This is a genomic window from Streptomyces sp. NPDC058457 (assembly GCF_042720695.1).
Lineage (GTDB): Bacteria > Actinomycetota > Actinomycetes > Streptomycetales > Streptomycetaceae > Streptomyces.
This window is the reverse complement of sequence record NZ_JBHXLU010000200.1, coordinates 1-1,460: the sequence shown is the minus strand read 5'-3', so window position 1 is coordinate 1,460 and position 1,460 is coordinate 1. Positions and strand designations below refer to the sequence as shown.

General features: G+C 70.8%; 2 protein-coding genes. One reads left to right on the top strand and one right to left on the bottom strand.

Annotated elements, in window-relative coordinates:
- Nucleotides 1-119: 119 nt before the first annotated feature.
- The gene (locus tag ACFWPS_RS53975; RefSeq protein WP_383721920.1) at nt 120-542 is read right to left on the bottom strand and encodes a subtilase-type protease inhibitor; all 423 of its coding nucleotides are present in this window, start codon (nt 540-542) and stop codon (nt 120-122) included.
- Nucleotides 543-865: 323 nt separating this feature from the next.
- Here ACFWPS_RS53975 and ACFWPS_RS53970 point away from each other — a divergent pair, with 323 nt between their 5' ends.
- Nucleotides 866-1,429, top strand: a complete 564-nt coding sequence (locus ACFWPS_RS53970; RefSeq protein WP_383721918.1) for a hypothetical protein — start codon at nt 866-868, stop codon at nt 1,427-1,429.
- Nucleotides 1,430-1,460: the final 31 nt, after the last annotated feature.

Below are 1,460 nucleotides of genomic sequence, written 5' to 3'. Positions count from 1 at the left end.
GGGCAGCCCCACACCACCCGTCCGACCCCCGCTGCGAGATCGCAGGTTCCCCGCTCCAGGGGCCGCACTCCCCAGTTACGGACCTGTCCGGCAGTCACGAGGACCATGCGATCCCGGGCTCAGAAGGCGAAGACGCTCGTCCCGTAGGCGTCCCTCATGCACTGGTTGCCGAAGGTGTGCTCGTAGGAGACGCGCTTGCCCTGCCAGACGCCCTCGACCGTGACCACGACGGGGTCGTAGAGCTTGGTGCACCACACATCGGCCCTGGGCGCCAGGGCGTCGAGGTCACCGCCGGCGCCGCGCAGTTCGGCGCAGGCCTCGGCGGCGGCCGGATGGGTGCCGGAGGCACTCGGGGCGCAGTTCAGGGTGACGGCGCGCTCGGGCGTGGCGGTGGCCGCTGCCGTGCCGTGGCCGGTGGTGAGCACCAGGGCCGAGGGGGCGTAGAGCGAGCTCGGGGCGGCGACGGCGGCCCCCGTGAGGGGTCCGCAGACGGCGACGGCCGTAAGGCCGAGGGTCGCTGCCCAGCGCGCGGTGGTTCGCATTGTGTGCATCCTTCCGCTCGATTCGACGGGTGCCGCCCTCGGCCCGGTGGGTGCCGGGGCGGCGGGCGCCACTCTGCCGAGTCCGCCGCCGAAACACACATCGAACCCACAGGTTTCAGTAACCTTGCGTATTGAATCAGTGGCGTGAAGTCACGGAATTCGAACGCCTCGACCGCGCAACAGAGCGGTTCTTGATCGCCCGAAGCGGCCAGATGGCCGGATCACACCGCTTCGTTAATAGTCCTGAAACATTCCGCTTCCGCTGTCGGCGGACTTCCCGGCAAGCCCTTGCCTTCGTGCTGCAACGGAGTAATCGTCATTACATGATTACTCAAGAGCAACGAGACAAGCTCCGCGGCTGGTTCGCCGGCCGGCTGCCCGACGACCTCTTCGAGGAACTGGTCGAGGTGATCGCCGACCGCGAGGAGGTCACCGTCATCGGGCGCATCCCCGGCCCCAAGCTGGCGGACGACGCGTCGGACGCCGAGCGGGAGGCGGCCGTACAGGGCCGGATCCAGGAGTTCCGGGAGCGCACCCGGGAGAGCCGGATGGCCGTGGCCCGCGAGGCCGAGCACCGGTTCCGGCACAAGGTCTCCTGGGGCGTGGAGTGCGCCGGGCAGCGGGCGCTGTTCACACATGTGGCCGCGCCGGTGATGACCCGGCTGCGCCAGCCCGAGCGCCAGGTGCTGGACACTCTGATCGCCGGCGGGGTGGCACGCAGCCGCAGTGAGGCGCTGGCCTGGTGCGTGCGGCTGGTCCAGCGGCACACCGACGACTGGCTGACCGAACTGCGGGACTCCCTGGAGCACGTGGAGCGCGTCCGGGCCCAGGGCCCGGGCGCCGACCAGGACAGAACGCGCCCCGCAAGGGGCGCGGGGGGGTATTGAGTGTGCGGCTACCGCCGCGCGGGCGCGGCCC

Excerpts from the sequence above, each read along its gene's own strand:
- ACFWPS_RS53975 (WP_383721920.1), bottom strand. The coding sequence starts at position 542 with ATGCGAACCACCGCGCGCTGGGCAGCGACCCTCGGCCTTACGGCCGTC.
- ACFWPS_RS53970 (WP_383721918.1), top strand. The coding sequence starts at position 866 with ATGATTACTCAAGAGCAACGAGACAAGCTCCGCGGCTGGTTCGCCGGC.